Here is a 16,422-nt window from a genome sequence, read left to right on the forward strand (position 1 = left end):
CCCGTATAAAATGAAAATTAGTAAGTTCACTTTTCATAATGACCGCACCTTCGATTTCTTTGCTAATAATATAAGAATTGGTGCACCGATGAAGGCTGTGACAATCCCTACTTCAAGTTCACCGGGACTGCCAAGGAGTCTGCCTATACAGTCGGAAATCGTTAAAATAATGGCACCCGCTAAGGCGGACATCGGAATAACAAAACGCAAATCCGGCCCTAATATAAGGCGCATAACATGTGTCGCTAGAAGACCTATAAAGCCAATTGGTCCTGCTAATGCTGTTGCCGCTCCGCAAAGTAAAACCCCGCCAAATGCCGCCCCAAAACGCAAAGAGCTTGGATGTACGCCTAAACTCGATGCGACTTCATCACCGAGCGCCAAGGCATTTAAAGCAGGCGCTGTGAGTAATGCGATACCGAGCCCGACAAGTAAAAAGGGGATAAACGTCATTATGTTATCCCACGTACCTGAACCGACACTGCCAATTTGCCAAAAGCGGAATTGGTCCATCGCATAGGTGCTCGGAATCATAATTGCTGTGACAAGCGAGGAGAGGGCGGCTGTTGTGGCTGCTCCTGCTAAAACTAGCTTAATCGGCGTAGCGCCGCCTCTTCCCAACGAGCCGATACCAAATACAAAAATAGCCGTAAGAGCAGCGCCAGCCAGTGCGAACCAAATATACTGATTGGCAGATGTGATATTTAAATAGGCGATACCGAACACAACAAATAACGAAGCACCTGTATTGACGCCTAGAATACTTGGATCAGCAAGAGGGTTGCGGGTAACCGCCTGCATAAGCGCCCCCGCAACCCCTAAAGCCGTCCCACATAGCAGAGCAAATATCGTTCTGGAAACGCGTTTTCTGACAATGTTTGCTCCATGAGAGTCACGGTCAGAATAAAATAGGCCATCGATCAAGTCCTGCATACTCACCGCTTTAGCTCCAAAGAACAAGGATGCTGCAATACTTGCAATGAGTAATAGTACAAGTACAATCAGCGTTATTTTAAAGTTTTTCGGTAAATGAAAGTCACTTTTTTTGCCTGAAACCACAAAATTATTCATTGATTTTGTCAATAGCTCCACCGATTAATTCCAGGTACTCATCAATTGTATATTCAATTGACAATGGATTTGGCGTACCAGCCGCCACTAACGGTGTATCGGCTGTAATAAATGCAACGGAGCCGCGTTCAACTGCCGGAATTTTACCTAGTAATGGGTCAGCTTGGATCGTGGATAATAATTCATCGTTCCCATAGCCGACGATGATATCAGCATCATATAGAGCTTCTGTATTTTCAGCACTTAAATTAAGTGAATAGCCTGTCGGGTCTGTAATCAATTCAGTAATACTTTCTGGGTAGGACATGCCTAATTCCTGTAAGAAAGCTGCACGTGAATCGATTGGAGTGTAAATATGTAACTGTGATAAGTCCTGCTCGGAGAAGTTCACCCAAACCACTTTTTTTCCTTTAATCTGCGGGTAGGCCTCTAATTTTTCTGTCATCATCTTTTCCACATCTGCGATTAATTGTTTTCCTTCCTCTTCCATACCCATACCTTTTGAGTTGAACTCCACCTGTTCACGCCACGTAGTAGCCCAAGGAGCCGTCGGGTAAGCAACAACAGGAGCAATTTGCGTTAATAAATCATAATCCTCTTGTGTAATACCTGAATACGAAGCTAAAATAACATCCGGCTTGGCGTCTGAAATTGCTTCAAAATCAAGCCCATCCGTATCCATAAAGACATTTGGATCAGTGACACCGAGCTCTTTTAATTTTTCCTTAGTCCATGGAAGTAAACCGCTGTCATCCTGCACACCAAAGTTTGCTGCAGAAAAGCCTACCGGCACAACACCTAAAGCTAAAGCGACGTCATGGTTCGCCCACTGAATTGTCACAATACGCTCCGGCTTTTTTTCAATTACCGTTTCGCCAAGTGCATGTTTAATAGTGATCGGGTACGCTGTTTCAGAGCCTGTTTCAGCTTCTGTCTTTTCTGAAGATTTCTTTTCCTTTGTTGAAGTTGCATCAGAGCACCCAACCAAAGCAGCTACTGTCATCAATGAAAGAAGCATCGTGAGAATTATTTTTTTCATTTCCATACCTTCCTTTTTCGTTTAATGAATAAATGAGAAAGATTTTCAACAAATTAATTGAAAAAGATTCTCATTATCACTAAAGAATGTTATACTTGTAACCAACTTAAGTCAATACAATTTCTTTTAATTAAGCGGTTTATTTTTATCGGAATAGTGGAGGAATGAATCATGAATATTTATGATGTGACGATCATCGGCGGAGGACCAGCTGGTTTATATAGTGCATTTTATAGTGGATTGCGGGATTTAAAAACAAAGATCATTGAAGTACAGCCGAAGCTTGGAGGGAAAATTAACATCTTCTCTGAAAAAATGCTGTGGGATATTGGCGGCCAGCCGCCGATTATGGCCGGCGATTTTGTTGAGAATTTGATACAGCAGGCGATGACATTTGATCCAACCGTGTGTTTAAATTCAAAAGTTCATGTAATCCGAAAAGAGAACGAACTATTTGTCATCGAAACAACGAATGGAGAATGTCATTATTCAAAAACAATTATCATAGCGACTGGCGGAGGTATCTTTAACCCGATCAAGCTTGAAATCGAAGGTGCCGAAAAATATGAGATGAAAAATCTTCACTATACGATTAAAGGACTAGAACGCTTTTCAGGGCACAACGTATTAATTTCAGGCGGAGGAAATGGTGCGATTGACTGGGCAGTGGAGTTGCTGCATGTAGCAAAGAAGGTCACAGTCATATACCGTAAAGAGGAATTGTCGGCACATGAAGCTCAAATCAAAAAGCTGCGGGCGTCTGGAGTCGATATTTTACTGAACGCAGAAATTACGTCGTTATTAGCGAGTGAAGATAAATCCCGGATTGAAACCGCTGTGATCCGGCAGAATGGCCATCCATTATCCATTCATGTAGATGATATTGTTGTCAGCCATGGATACAATCGGGAAGTTTCATTACAATTCGCTCCCGGAATAGAACCGGAGAAAAAAGATGATTATTGTTTACTCAGTATAGGACAATGCAAGACGACGGTTCCGGGTATTTTTGCAGCAGGGGATATCGTCTCGTACAATGATAAGGTCGGACTCATTTTAGGTACGTTCCAGGATGCTGTGCTGGCAGTAAACAGCGCTAAATTATATATGGAGCCGGGAGCTAACCAATATGGGATGGTTTCCTCGCACAATGAGAAATTCAAAGAGAGAAATGAGCAGATTTTAGAGAGAAGATTTGCTTAAACATATTTAACGGATAATCAAAATGGAAAAATTTACTTGACTAAGCCCAGCTTTTTCTATATATTCTTTCTAACCTCATATACATTCATTGATTGGAAGTAGTAGGAGCAACCGTTTTTTAGAGAGCTGCTGGCTGGTGCAAGGCAGTATTCGGCACTCTGAACTCGTCCAGGAGGATTCATGCTGAAGCCGAGTAGGCATGAACGGCAGCTACCGTTACAGTATAAGTGGACCTTTTTGGTCAATGAGAGTGGTACCGCGGAAATAACTTCGCCTCTTTATAGAGGCGGAGTTTTTTATTTTCAGAAAGGGGATGGATGAGTTGGTTATTGAAATTCGAAGAGCTGTAGGGAAGGATGCCGAGGATATTGCCAACGTGCATGTGGAAAGCTGGCGAACGACATATAGCGGCATCATGAAGGATTCTATCATTTCCGGACTAGACGTAGGCCGGAGAACCGAACTTTGGAAGCATAACATAGCCAAGGAAGGAAATATCGTATTAGTTGCCGTAAAAGAGGGACAGATTATTGGATTTGCGGATGGATCACAGGTAAAAGAAGGTGAGTACCCTGAATATGATGGTGATGTCACATCCATTTATTTTTACAAGGAAGAACAAGGAAATGGCTACGGAAAGCTTTTACTGGAAGCGTTATTTCATGCATTTGCACAGGCAGGCTTCCAAAATACCATTGTCAAGGTGCTTGACCAAAACGAAAGCAGGAATTTTTATGAAAGACTCGGGGCAAAGCTGATCGACAGCCAAGAGGTACCGCAATATGGAGAAGGGTTGAATTTGTTGACATATGCTTGGGAGAATCTCCAATTTCCTCTCGGAGTATTAAGGACTGACTCAAACTGAGCAGCTTACATGCGTATTTTGCTATTACTCCTTCCTTCAGCAATATAGTTAGTAGGACTTTCCTTTATTAGTTCGGCCAGAAATCCAGTATGTTGCAGTGAGGAATATAGATGCCATATAATGGGTTGAAACAATTATTCAATAAACAAATAACGGGGGAAGCATCATGTTAGACGAGAAAACAGTACTAATTACAAGCGGAGGAACGATGGAAAAGTGGGATGATGTCCGCGGTCATACGAATCTATCTAAAGGGACAATGGGATGTCTTTTGGCAGAAAAAGCATTTACTGTTGGAGCAAAAGTCATCTATATGCACGGCTATTTCGCGAAACTACCCGAACATGCAGAACATATGCATCTTGTGCGGTTTGAGGGAATAGAGGATCTAGGAACAAAGCTAAAGGAAATTCTCGAAAGTGAGCATGTAGACGCCGTCATTATGGCAGTAGCAGGCTCTGACTGGGTGATTGATAAAGTATTTGACCAATCCGGCAAGGAAATGACGGAAAAAGGAAAAATGCCGTCAGATGAGCCGCCGATTATCCATTTTAAAAAAGCACCGAAGCTCCTTGCGGAAATAAAAAAATGGTCACCCAAAACGACACTGGTCGGCTTTAAACTGGAAGCGACAGAAGATATGGATTACTTAATTAGCCGGGCGAAGCTGCGGATGGAAACATCAGATGCTCAGGTGATGGTGGCGAATACTTCAAAATCTCTTTATGGAAAAGAAGAACCTCACTTTATCATTAAACAAAGCGGAGAAATACTGGAAGTAAGCGGCAAGGAACAGGCAGCTCAGTCGTTGATAGAGGCGTTAAAAGGTGAGTTCATCTCTCCTGAAGAGAAAGCAGGCGCCCTGTCATGATAATTGATGAGGCTGTCGAAAAGCTTGTGGCAAGCCTGGAGAAGGATGAACTTGTGCAGGCACTCTTTCTAAAAGGTTCAATGGGGAGGAATGAGCATGATGAATACTCCGATATTGACCTTTACTGCCTTGTAAATAAGGAAGATATGGAAGAGTTTCTGCCTAGACGGTTGGGGCATGTTCGTGCATACAAGGAGCTGTTATATTACGATGATATTTACATTATTGCCCCTCAAATAATAGCTGTTTATGATAATCTCGTTCATCTTGATCTCTTCACGGTCACAGAAGAGAGTTATACAGCTAAAGATATGGTAAAAGTGTTATATGATCCCCAAGGAAAACTTACTGCTCTTATACATCAGCAAAGCTTAGCGCTCGATGAGCCGGAACTGCAGGATGCCTGGGAGGATACGGTCTGGTTTTTATACCAATATTACTTCAGCTCAAAACGGGGCAATGATGTATGGTCTATCCAATTGCTCAATCATTCAATAGCTCATTTTTCCAAATTGCTGCTACATATTTATTGTCCAGAGCGTGCGCAGCTTGGCATGAAGACACTGGAGCGGTCACTGCCTGCTGAACCATTGAACAAGCTCAAACATATTTACCGCTACTTAAACGTAGAAAATCATCCTCAGGCAGCGAAGCTGCTAATGAACTTTGTTGAATGCGAAGAAGCAGCTGTTCTTGGAGTTGTTCCGGAATCTGAGGTAAGTTTGCCGTTATGGCGAGTTATGAAAGAGAAATGGAAAGGAGGAAAATAACAATATGTTTTGTTTACAGATAGACGAGCAGTTATCGTTAGGGTTATTTGAAAAGCGTCATGCGAAGGAATTGGCAGAGCTGATCGACTCTTCACGATCCTATTTACGGGAATGGCTGCCATGGGTTGACTATTCGACAAGTATAGAGGATTCGGAGCAGTTCATTCGTCTCTCTCTTGAACAATTCGCACGCAATGATGGCTTTCAACTAGCTATTCGTTATAAAGGAAAGATTGCCGGTATTATCGGTTTACACGCTATCAATTGGTCCAACAGGTCTACCTCTATCGGCTACTGGTTAGGTGAAGGCTTTCAAGGGAACGGACTTATGACGAAGGCATGTGAGGCTGTAGTTGCGTACTGCTTTGAGGAACTTGGACTCCACCGAATTGAGATCCGCGCTGCAGAAGGTAATGAAAAAAGCCAGGCCATTCCACAAAGGCTTGGATTCCGAAAAGAAGGCTGTATACGGGAAAGTGAGTGGCTGTATGACCATTTCGTAGATCACCATGTGTATGGATTGTTGAAAAAGGATTATTAAACGCCGTGTCTATTCTATGAATACAGGACAAAAAAAGAAATCTTCATATAAATCGTTCCTAAATAAAATAGATTAATAGACGCTTTTTCAAAATTGCCGATGAAGTGACGTGGGACGGGTTGAAAAGCAGTGCTAGATGATTTTTGGATAAAGTAAATTTTGAGCTATAAAAAGAAGGATTGCCCGAATAATAGGGTACCAGCAAAGCGATCTGCGTCTTGATCTTTATACCAGGGAATGCGTTATTGTACTTTATAAACATTTATAAGAACAGCAACGATCAAAGATAATAAGGCGGGTGGGTATGTGACGAACCTATTTGGCAAGATGGAAGAAGGATTTGATTATAAAATCAGACGAGGCGTCTATGCGGTGATTTTCAATATAGAAAAGAATCTGCTATTAACGGTTCGTAACCCTGAAGGGATGTACTTTCTGCCCGGAGGCGGTATGAAAAAGAATGAGGCGTTTCATTGCTGTCTAATAAGAGAGGTGTTAGAAGAGACGGGATACTCAATTGTAATCGGTGATTTTATTGGACATGCACAGCAATATTTCTTTAGCCGAAAAAACGAGCCGTTTCTTGGGGATGCTTATTTTTATCTGGCGGAACTTTTAGAAAAAAGACACGAACCTATTGAAAAAGATCATTTCTTGAGCTGGATAGAGATCGAGGAGGCACAAAACGTTCTTTTACATGATTATCATCGTTGGGCAGTCGGTGAAGTTTTGAGACGATTATCTATCGCTACGAAAACTTTGGATAATTAAAATACGGCAGCCACTAATGGGCTGCCGTCTTCAATTTAACTAGGTCTGTTCTGCTGTAATTATAAAGTTTGCTACAGAGAGGCGTACTTTTTTAAAATCTGATCGACTGGCCGGCCATACGATTCGCCGAAAAGGTTTAGATGAACTAGCAGGTAATACAGCTGGTACAATTCCTTGCGTTCCTCATATGTGTCACTAAGAGGAAGGACGGACTTATAGGATTCATAAAAGTCACTGCTAAAGCCGCCAAATAGCTCAGTAAACGCTAACTCAAACTCATGATCACCGTACAAGATGGAAGGATCGATAATAAACGGTGTCCCTTCAGGACCGGTCATCCAGTTACCGCCCCATAAATCACCGTGAAGGATAGATTTTTTCGGCTGTGAAGGAATCCAGCGGTCCAACTGTTCCAGAAGCCTTTCCAGAAGCCTCTCTCGCTCATTTGAAATTCTTCCTTCTTCTCGTCCCCGTTCAAGTTGTCCCTTCAGCCGAACATCGCGGTAATAAGATAGCCAATTATCAAATAGTGCATTTTCCTGTTTGAGTCCACCTATATAGCCTTGTTTCTCATAGCCAAAATGTGATTGTTCACAAAGATGCAGTGCAGCAAGATTCTCTCCTAATTGCTTTTCTGTATCTTTCGTCTTTCTGCCTTCAACCCATTCCATCAAGAGCATTGGCATATCATCTATTTCCATCACTGCATACACATGAGGGCAGGCAATTGTCCGGGTCTTGCTGATTTTACATAAACCATCTGCTTCAAAACGAAAGAAATCAAGCGGTTGATTTTTATTAAGCTTGATAAAATATTGTTGTACATCTGTTTCTACAAAGAAGGCCGCATTGATGTCTCCACCGGAAACGGATTGGATACTGCGCAGCTTCGGGTTTTGCTCAAGCTGCCGGAGAGCTTGCATTATACGTCGCTTCATCGAAATCACCTCTAAATTTCCTTATATATCGTATATATCATATTGCCTAGCTTATTTCATAATATTTTATATTATCTTCCCATAAAATATAAAATAATTTGCTATCCTTTGTCGGATGCGAATAAATAAAAATAGACCAGCGTGCCCTTACAAGCTCCCTTATTTCCATTTTGTGTATAATAAAGGGAGATTGCCATAAAAAGATTAAAAAAGCAGCAGGGGGATGGAAAAATGAAAGCAATCAGACAATATGAATTTGGTGATGCAGGTGTACTGAAATGTGAAGAAGTACCTGTACCAGTAATAGCGCAAAATGAAGTGTTAATTAAAGGTGCTTATACGAGCATCAATTATGCGGATATCAAGTCACGGATTGGTTCGAAGGCAAAGGGAGCATTTCCTTTTACGCTCGGTCTGGATATTGCAGGCTTTATAGAAGATGGGGGAAATACGCGGTTTAAAAAAGGAGACCGTGTCATCGCATTTCCGGATACAGGTTCTTATGCGGAATATGTAACGGCAAAAGAGGATCTGGTATTTCTTTTACCGGATAGCATTTCAATGGAGCAGGCTGCAGCGATGCCGACTGTTTCCATCCTTGCGTATATGCTTCTGCATGAGGTCGCGCACGTTGTCGAATCTGACGTCATAGTCATCCATAGTGCAGCGGGTGGAGTAGGCACTATGCTGACACAATTTGCAAAACTTTTTGGGGTGAGGAAAATCATTGCGACAGTCGGAGATCTTAAGAAAGCAGAGCATGTGAGGCAGATGGGGGCAGAGGTAGTTTGCCATTATGATGATTTTGTGGAGACAGTGCTGGAGGAAACGGAAGGAAAAGGCGCCACGGTTATATTTGATTCGGTAGCTGGAGATATTACACAAAAAAGTCTAGCCTGTCTCGCTAATTACGGAACACTAGTACAATTTGGTAACAGCAGCGGCCTGAAGGGGGAATTTTCGACTGCTGACGTACATAGCAGCTGCCGAAATATAAAAGGCTTCAGCCTGGGTACAACACGAAAAGAAAACCCGAAACGCTTGGCACCCGCAGCACATAAAATTTTCGACTATCTGCTCGCTGGAAAAGTGCACATTCCGATCACTGAGATTTTTGAACTGCAGGATGTTCAGCGTGCTCACCAATTGATGGAAGGCAGAACACATCAGGGGAAAATTTTATTAAAGCTGTAGAAGGCTGGTTTCATGCGGAATTCCATCTGACAGTTTAGAAAAAAAAGATGCCGTCTGCAGTGCAGACAGCATCTTTTTAACTAGGGCAGTTATTTCATTTCTTTTATGGCTGGTTCAATTTTTTCTGTTTTCTTCTTTCAATCATACGTTCCACTTTCTGCGCAATACCTAAGCATGCAGGTATAAACATCGGCATAATGAAAAGTGCTAGTATTACCAGACCGATGATAACAGCGATGGCCACTTGAATCAAGGTAACGATGCCTGAAGGAATAAGCGCTGCAAATGTACCACCTAAAATAACGGCTGCGGCCAGTATGACACCGCCCATTTGTGTACATGCCTGCACGATTTCACCCCGTCCGAGTTCCGCAGTTTCGTTATAACGCATCATCAGGAAGATGGAATAATCCACGCCCAATGACACAATCATAATATACGTGAAAAACGGCACATTCCAGCTGAGCATATCATAGCCCAGCAAATTATTCGCAATAAGCTCTGTAAGCCCAAAGCTTGCAAAGGCGGCAAGCAACAGACTGGCATCGATGACGAGTGTTTGTAAAAACGAGCGTGTAATAATCCATAAAATGACACTGATGCCAGCCATCATAATAATGGCACTGCGGATAAAGTCTGCCTGCGATACATCCTGTAGGTCTGCATTACTCATTGTTTTGCCTGTAACATAAACATCTGCGTCTTGTAGGGCTGAGCTTTCAACATAACCATCTATCCGCTTATTTATGTCACGGATAATATCCATTGCTTCTTCCGTATAAGGATTCACATCCAGTATTATATTGAAGGTTGCACCGGTACGGTCATTGGTCATATAAGCGTTCAGACTTTCCTGGAACTCTCCGTTAAGTACTTCTTCAGGGATAAAGAATGTACCTTGTTCTTTTTTTGAGAGCTCTTCTAAATAACCATTCGCCTCACCAAGACCGGCGTAAATTTCCGATAACCCTTCTGCACCTTGTCCCAATCCGCTGCGCAGCTCCTCCATATCAGCTTGCAGCGAGATCAGGCTTTCTTGAAGCTGCTTTTGTCCGTTTTGCACTGCTGATAGCCCGCCCGATAGGGAAGCTGAATTTGAAGCGATTTGATCAGCGCCGCTTGAGGCCGATCCGACACCTGTTGACAAACTGTTAGCTCCTTTCACAAGCTGGTCAGCGCCTTGCTGTAAAGCTGTCAGACCTTGTTTTGCATTAGCAAGGGCAGTGTTTGCCTTGGTCATACCTGCAGTCAATTCATCGTATTTGCTGGACAGTGACGCGGCATCCAGTGAAGAGAGCGATTGAAGTCCCTTTTGAGCAATCCCGATGGCTGTTTTGATGTCTTCATTGTTTGCTGCATCAGGTGTTGTTTGTACATAGTTATTCAATGAGGCGAGGATACCTTCGTATGCCTGCTTGCTTGAAGCAATAAGTTGATCTACCTGCGTGAAGTATGAACGGTATTGTGTAAACCCGGCCGCAAGTTGACTATAAGATGCTTCCAATTGGGTCATACCTTGCTCAAGCGTATTAAGTCCATCCCGAAGTCTGCCGGCACCTGAAGATAACTCTGTCGACCCGCTTTGTGCCTGCTCCAGTCCATTTGTCAGCTCATCCAATGCTGCAGTCAGCTGGTTCGCGCCGTTTTGTAGTGCAGCTGTTCCATCAATAAGCCGCTGGACACCGCTGACATCCTGTTTTTCTGATAACCTTTCATTTACCTTATTTAGGCCGCCCTGAATGGTACCGACTCCTTCTTGTGCACTATTCAAACCTTCTTCTACAGTAGAAGCTTGTTCGTTAACGTAAAGCTCTTCAATACGGTTTCCTTCAGGACGAGTAGGAGAGTAGACCTTCGCTACACCTGGTGTATCTGCAATAACACCTGTCAGCTCGTCAATCGCCTTTAAATAGGGGTTTGTTGCTAACGAAGTATTGTTGTCAATAACAAGTGTCGCCGGTGCGCTCATTCCAGCGCTGTAATGCTTTTCAATCAGGTTGATAGCCTGCTTTGATTCATATTTATCATCGATTTCTATTAGATCATTGTAGTTTAGTTCACCAGTATAGGAAATGATAAATGGGACAGACAAAATCAAGACGAATAAGATAGCGACAAACGGACGTGCAAATGAAAATTTTGAAATAAATGCCCACAGCTTATTTCCTTGGCGGGCTTGGATTGTTTTGATCGGCCAAAATAATTTAAACCCAAGTAACCCCATGAAAAATGGGTTTAAGGTCATCAGCACGAGCAACAATATAAGGACACCGACTGCCACGCCGCTCGTTGCTTTGTACATTGAAAATTGGGAGAAGTACAGCGCAACAAAACCGATGAATACTGCCGTGCCGCTAAATAGGACAGTTCTGCCTGCCGTTTTATAAGTTTCGCTGATTGCTCTGGCAATATGGTCTGTACGGCCCAGCTCTTCTTTAAACCGTGTAAATAGGAGAATATTATAGTCGGTACCGATCCCAAATAAAATTACTACTAAAAACACTTGGGTAAAATTTGAAAAGGGAAAATCGATATACTTTGTAAGCAGTGCGACGATTGAGAGGGAAATCGCATAGGCTATCCCTACAGTTATAAGAGATATGACAGGTACAATAGGGGATCTGAAAATGATAATTAAAATAGTAATAATAAAGATAACTGCTATGACTTCCGTCTTTTTTACCCCTTCTTGTGTCGTTGTGGCAAAATCATCGACGACAATATCTGCTCCTGTCACATACGTATCCATTGCTAAATCGGATGTTTCCTTCCGAAGCATGGAAGCAGCTTCCTTCGCTGTACCAATGGACTTATCGATAGATAGCTGTGCAAGAACTATTGTACCATCCTCACTAATCAGCTGATTGGCAGCCGCTTCATTTTCTGTATGGAACAATGTGTCAACGATGCCGAGTTTGTTAGGATCAAGCTGATTTAATACTCGTTCTATGGATGTAAAGTCATTTTCGGTTAAGCCCTCGTCCCGATGAAATACATAAGCGAAGGAATAGGTGTCTTTTCCTTCATTCATGAGGTCGTTCAATACCTTCGTCCCAACGACACTTTCCAGATCATCAGGGAGTGAAACTTGCCCTTTTTCCTGCACGAGTCTATTTAAATCCGGCATGACAAGCAGCATGACTACAACTGCTGCAAGCCAAAAGACAGCGGCTAGTGTCCGTTTATTTTTCATTTCCTTCTTCCTCTCTACAAGCTATATTGTTTATACTGCACAAAGGAGTGGATTGTTATTTATATAAGTAACATATTTGCCGTTTATAAACGCTATCAAACAAAATGTTGGCTATAAAAGAGGGAGACTTTTGAAAAAATGAAGCGGAAGCTAATGAAGATAAAGCTGCCGGGAAATAGCAGCGGGGGAATTATGAGAAATAGAAAAAGCGTGTTATGAGAGCATACTGAGTAAACACGCTTTTTCTATTGGTTTTGATGGGCCTTTTTAAAAAACAGCAGTAGAAAATTTAATCAACCCAATGAGACGGTCGCTGGATATGCGTAGGCAAGATAGTTTTCTGGTTACCTTTAGCCGAATTAATTTGCATTTGAGTTAAAAACATACTTGTTGATAGGTTAGCACCACTTACATTTACATCACGTAAATCAGCACCGATAAAATCAACACCTCTTAAATCCGAATTCTGTAAATCTGCCGCAATTAAATACGCGCCTCTTAAATCGGTCGTTCTTAAATCTTTACCTTTTAAATTTTTGCCAACCCAATCGACGCCTCTGCATTGCTTTCCTTTTTTAATCTTGAAAACCTTTGAACTAAGCTCACTTCGGATATATTCACTTGTTTCTAAGAGTAACTCATTCACCGGGATTCGGCAGCTTCCTATATCGAGTGACAATAACTCGTCAGCATCCATATTCGTCAAACATTGCAATTTTTCTAATTGTTTATTCAACTGAATATGTAATGAGTCGGAGACACGATAAGTTAATGCCTCCGCAATAAATGCCATCATTTCATAAAGCTGCTCCATGATAGGAAATACACTAAACATTTTTTTTGCAATTTCAGGATCCTCCTGCCAGCTTTGGCCATTAAAAGTGTCCTGTGACACTTTCTGCCCTGCACCTAAACAATCATATACTGTGCATCCTTTAAACCCATTGTCCCTTAAATTTTGATGGATCCTGCAGCGGAAATCTTTTTGTAAGTTTAGGCAAGCTGCTCCGGCAGGTTTATTTATTGCAAAATCACTTGATGCGATAATATTGAGCGCTGTGCAGCAGAGTGCAAAGCATTTCGTACAATCAGCTTTTAAACTGTCTCTACTGATTTTCATTGTTTCTTTATACATGTTTATAACCTCTTCAAATTTCATTTATCTTTAAATAGTAGTTTAAGACTTGTCGATCAGGCGGGCTGATGAGAGAGGGTAGGGCATCAATTGAGAAAAATTGAATGTCTTCTACTTCGCCCTCATCTTTCATTAATTGACCACTATATGTATCGCATACGAAAGCAGCCACGACATTATATACTTCGTCACCATGAGGGTACTGATAGTACATATCCTTTCCTGAAAACACTTCGAGTAAAGAAAGGCAGGAAGTCGTTAATCCTGTTTCTTCATAAAGCTCTCTACTCGCTGCTTGTTCCAATGATTCGCCAGGCTCCATCGATCCGCCGGGTAGTCCCCAGCAGCCATTATCTTTCCGAAGCTGCAACAAAATTTTTTGATCGGAACGAATGACAATGACACAGGCACCTACCATTATAAGCGGCATAGTGCCGATCTTCTTACGCAACTCCATAATATAGCTCATCCATATTCTCCTTACACATTATAATTTCATTCGCTTCAGGCTGATTAGTTCAAGTTGATGAAACTCAGCTTTGATAATATCAGGCATTTTCAGTTCCCTCCAAAAGGCTAATCCAATTGCAGGATCAAATGCATTCAAAATGAGTGTTAGTATATTTCCATGGGTTCCTACAACAATTTGGGTGTTTTCGTATTGTTTTAAAATTTCATTGAAAGTTGGTATAGCCCGTTTCTGTGCATCGAGATTGGATTCGCCGCCTTCGTAGGCAAAGTTAGGCTCGCTCCATAAATGACACATTGCCTCTTCAAAATCAGCTACCGCACCTGAAGCTACTATTCGTTCTTTTAGCTCTTCTAAAACTATTACTTGGGTGCCCTGTGCGTCCGCAATTCCTTGAACTGTTTCAATTGCTCTTTTATAGGGGCTGGATATAACAGCATTAATTTGTTGGTCTTTTAATCTATTCGTTACAAAATTCGCATCTTGAAGACCTTTTAGAGATAACGAGCGATTATATTCATCCGGTGAGTAGATGGAATGAGCATGTCTTACAAAATAGACAATAGTCATAGGATTCTTCCTTCCACAAAGATAGGGCTGTTAAATCGAATCTTTTCCAGTTTTATGATCGACTTTATTATACAAATAATGGTATTAAAAGAGAAGAAGTAATATTTCGTTATTAATAAACTGAATTTTCTATACAGTTTACTAGTGAACTATTTAGCGTTATGATAAGAATGAAAAATCTTTCATGAGGTGATAACAGTATGAAATTACAGGATAAAGTCGTTATTATTACAGGCGGTGCTGGTGGTATTGGGACAGGAATGGCATTAGCAATGGCAAAAGAAGGAGCAATCCTTGCGCTTGTCGATGTGAATGAAGAAGCTGGCAGAGCGGTCGAAGGAAAGGTCCAAGCGATTTCCCCAAAATCACAATTTTTCAAAGCTGATTTGCTAGACCGTGAAAACTTACCGAAAGTTGTGGAAGCGGTTGTCGAGAAATATGGTAAGTTAGATGTATTAGTAAATAACGCGCATGCATCGAAACAAAAACCATTTGAAGAAATTACGCAGGAAGATATGGATTTCTCTTTCGGGACAGGCTTCTACCCAACATTTTATTTAATGCAGGCTGCATTCCCTTATTTAAAAGAATCTCAAGGGAATGTAATTAACTTTGCATCAGGTGCCGGACTATCTGGTCAGCCGACACAAACGGCTTATGCAGCAGCAAAGGAAGCAATTCGCGCTATTTCCCGTGTTGCAGCCAACGAATGGGGAAAATACAATATCAATGTCAATTTAATTAGTCCTATTGCAAAATCTCCGGGAGTAGAGGCATGGGCAGAGGCATTCCCTGAAATGTACGAAAAAAGCCTGTCTGCTATTCCGCTAGGACGTTGGGGTGAGCCAGAAGAGGACATCGGCCGCGTTGCCGTATTTTTAGCTTCAGAAGACTCCCGTTATATTACAGGGCAAACGATAATGGTGGATGGCGGTTCGATTCAGCTGCGCTAATATTTGAAGGAGCGTCATATGGAGAAACCAAGTATTTACGAATTGATTAATATGGTGGAACAAGTGAATAATGCCAGCATCATCAAATTTACTGAAGGGCTTTCACAACCGATTGGCATTTCCGCTGTGATTGTTTTGAGTGAGGTCAAAAAAAGCTGTAGATGTAAGCCAATTGATTTAGCAAAAAAGCTAGGCTATTCAAAAAGTAGTATTACAGCTATCTCAAATAAATTGATGGATGCCGGCTATATCGCCCGCACAGAAGACCAGCATGATCGTCGTACAGTGTACTTTACAATTACCGATAAAGGAAATGCTATATTAAAAGAAGTGGAAGTACTTGGACAGGATTATTATAAGACCATCTATTCGGTCTTATCTGAGGAAGAATTACATCAGTATATTCAGATTCAGCGTAAACTTTTGAATCATATAAAAAATAAATAGTTTTTTATGTTCTATCATCTGTCTGAGAGATGATAGAACATTTTTTATTAATAAAATAATGGGGTCAATGCCTTTAAGTTTTAGGGCAATTTTAATACTTTCATATATTCTCATCCCTTTTGTATAATTTTGGTTACGCAAGATTAAAAGGCGAAAAATGGAATTTTAAAACTGGATAGATAGGTTTTAGGGTAGAAGATCTTGATGTACGTAAAATGATGGATTTATATAAAAATTTTTAATGAAAAAAATACCTTACTCCTTTTGGGAATAAGGCAAAAAAATCATTGTTCTTTATTTGTTCTTAAGTTCATTTTTTATATCCTTTAATAACTCAATTATCTCTGAATTTTTATCATTCATTTTTTCTATTTTTTTTTCTATTGTGCTAC

At 41.3% G+C, this 16,422-nt stretch carries 16 protein-coding genes and 1 other annotated feature; of the genes, 9 read left to right on the top strand and 7 right to left on the bottom strand.

From position 1 onward, the window contains the following. Positions 1-33: 33 nt before the first annotated feature. Positions 34-1,071, bottom strand: coding sequence for a FecCD family ABC transporter permease (locus tag BOD01S_RS12500; protein WP_052125039.1), 1,038 nt, complete (start codon positions 1,069-1,071; stop codon positions 34-36). Next, positions 1,064-2,110, bottom strand: coding sequence for an iron-siderophore ABC transporter substrate-binding protein (locus BOD01S_RS12505; RefSeq protein ID WP_052125000.1), 1,047 nt, complete (start codon positions 2,108-2,110; stop codon positions 1,064-1,066). Before BOD01S_RS12505 ends, BOD01S_RS12500 begins: the two co-directional genes overlap by 8 nt. A 171-nt stretch (positions 2,111-2,281) precedes the next feature. On the opposite strand from BOD01S_RS12505, the gene BOD01S_RS12510 reads away from it, so the two are divergent. From BOD01S_RS12510 to BOD01S_RS12535, 6 genes are all read left to right on the top strand, one after another. Then, positions 2,282-3,313 (top strand): NAD(P)/FAD-dependent oxidoreductase, encoded by a 1,032-nt coding sequence (locus BOD01S_RS12510; RefSeq protein ID WP_174523089.1) that lies wholly within the window; start codon positions 2,282-2,284, stop codon positions 3,311-3,313. Between the two features lie 79 nt (positions 3,314-3,392). Then, positions 3,393-3,594 (top strand) — a binding site (T-box leader). Positions 3,595-3,626: 32 nt separating this feature from the next. After that, positions 3,627-4,178, top strand: a complete 552-nt coding sequence (locus BOD01S_RS12515) for a GNAT family N-acetyltransferase (RefSeq protein ID WP_088321705.1) — start codon at positions 3,627-3,629, stop codon at positions 4,176-4,178. Between the two features lie 166 nt (positions 4,179-4,344). Further along, entirely contained in the window at positions 4,345-5,049 is a 705-nt protein-coding gene (locus BOD01S_RS12520) for a phosphopantothenoylcysteine decarboxylase domain-containing protein (RefSeq protein WP_052125001.1), read from the top strand. After that, complete coding sequence (locus BOD01S_RS12525) at positions 5,046-5,819, top strand: nucleotidyltransferase domain-containing protein (RefSeq protein WP_036158945.1); 774 nt, start codon at positions 5,046-5,048, stop codon at positions 5,817-5,819. Before BOD01S_RS12520 ends, BOD01S_RS12525 begins: the two co-directional genes overlap by 4 nt. 4 nt (positions 5,820-5,823) lie before the next feature. Further along, positions 5,824-6,360 carry a GNAT family N-acetyltransferase gene (locus BOD01S_RS12530; protein WP_036158948.1) on the top strand — a complete coding sequence of 179 codons (537 nt, stop codon included), beginning with the start codon at positions 5,824-5,826 and terminating at the stop codon, positions 6,358-6,360. A gap of 306 nt (positions 6,361-6,666) precedes the next feature. Next, positions 6,667-7,131, top strand: a complete 465-nt coding sequence (locus BOD01S_RS12535) for an NUDIX domain-containing protein (RefSeq protein WP_052125002.1) — start codon at positions 6,667-6,669, stop codon at positions 7,129-7,131. A gap of 71 nt (positions 7,132-7,202) precedes the next feature. Here BOD01S_RS12535 and BOD01S_RS12540 read toward each other — a convergent pair whose 3' ends face one another. Next, complete coding sequence (locus BOD01S_RS12540; RefSeq protein ID WP_036158950.1) at positions 7,203-8,069, bottom strand: fructosamine kinase family protein; 867 nt, start codon at positions 8,067-8,069, stop codon at positions 7,203-7,205. 231 nt (positions 8,070-8,300) lie between these two features. Here BOD01S_RS12540 and BOD01S_RS12545 point away from each other — a divergent pair, with 231 nt between their 5' ends. Continuing rightward, complete coding sequence (locus BOD01S_RS12545) at positions 8,301-9,263, top strand: quinone oxidoreductase family protein (protein ID WP_036158953.1); 963 nt, start codon at positions 8,301-8,303, stop codon at positions 9,261-9,263. Positions 9,264-9,366: 103 nt separating this feature from the next. Here the strand turns inward: BOD01S_RS12545 and BOD01S_RS12550 are convergent, their stop codons facing one another. From BOD01S_RS12550 to BOD01S_RS12565, 4 genes are all read right to left on the bottom strand, one after another. After that, positions 9,367-12,456: an MMPL family transporter gene (locus tag BOD01S_RS12550; RefSeq protein ID WP_036158955.1), complete on the bottom strand. Its 3,090-nt coding sequence runs from the start codon at positions 12,454-12,456 to the stop codon at positions 9,367-9,369. 289 nt (positions 12,457-12,745) lie between these two features. After that, positions 12,746-13,591, bottom strand: a complete 846-nt coding sequence (locus BOD01S_RS12555; protein ID WP_036158957.1) for a pentapeptide repeat-containing protein — start codon at positions 13,589-13,591, stop codon at positions 12,746-12,748. Between the two features lie 13 nt (positions 13,592-13,604). Next, the gene (locus tag BOD01S_RS12560) at positions 13,605-14,060 is read right to left on the bottom strand and encodes an NUDIX hydrolase (protein ID WP_036158959.1); all 456 of its coding nucleotides are present in this window, start codon (positions 14,058-14,060) and stop codon (positions 13,605-13,607) included. An 18-nt stretch (positions 14,061-14,078) separates the two neighbouring features. Beyond that, positions 14,079-14,630, bottom strand: a complete 552-nt coding sequence (locus tag BOD01S_RS12565) for a histidine phosphatase family protein (RefSeq protein ID WP_036158961.1) — start codon at positions 14,628-14,630, stop codon at positions 14,079-14,081. Between the two features lie 200 nt (positions 14,631-14,830). Between BOD01S_RS12565 and BOD01S_RS12570 the strand changes: the two genes are divergently transcribed. Both BOD01S_RS12570 and BOD01S_RS12575 read left to right on the top strand, forming a co-directional pair. After that, positions 14,831-15,583, top strand: coding sequence for an SDR family NAD(P)-dependent oxidoreductase (locus BOD01S_RS12570; protein WP_036158963.1), 753 nt, complete (start codon positions 14,831-14,833; stop codon positions 15,581-15,583). An 18-nt stretch (positions 15,584-15,601) separates the two neighbouring features. After that, a complete protein-coding gene (locus BOD01S_RS12575) occupies positions 15,602-16,030 on the top strand; it encodes a MarR family winged helix-turn-helix transcriptional regulator (RefSeq protein ID WP_036158965.1) in 429 nt (142 codons plus the stop codon). The last annotated feature ends 392 nt before the right edge of the window (positions 16,031-16,422 follow it).

Source organism: Lysinibacillus odysseyi 34hs-1 = NBRC 100172 (assembly GCF_001591965.1).
GTDB classification, from domain to species: domain Bacteria; phylum Bacillota; class Bacilli; order Bacillales_A; family Planococcaceae; genus Lysinibacillus_B; species Lysinibacillus_B odysseyi.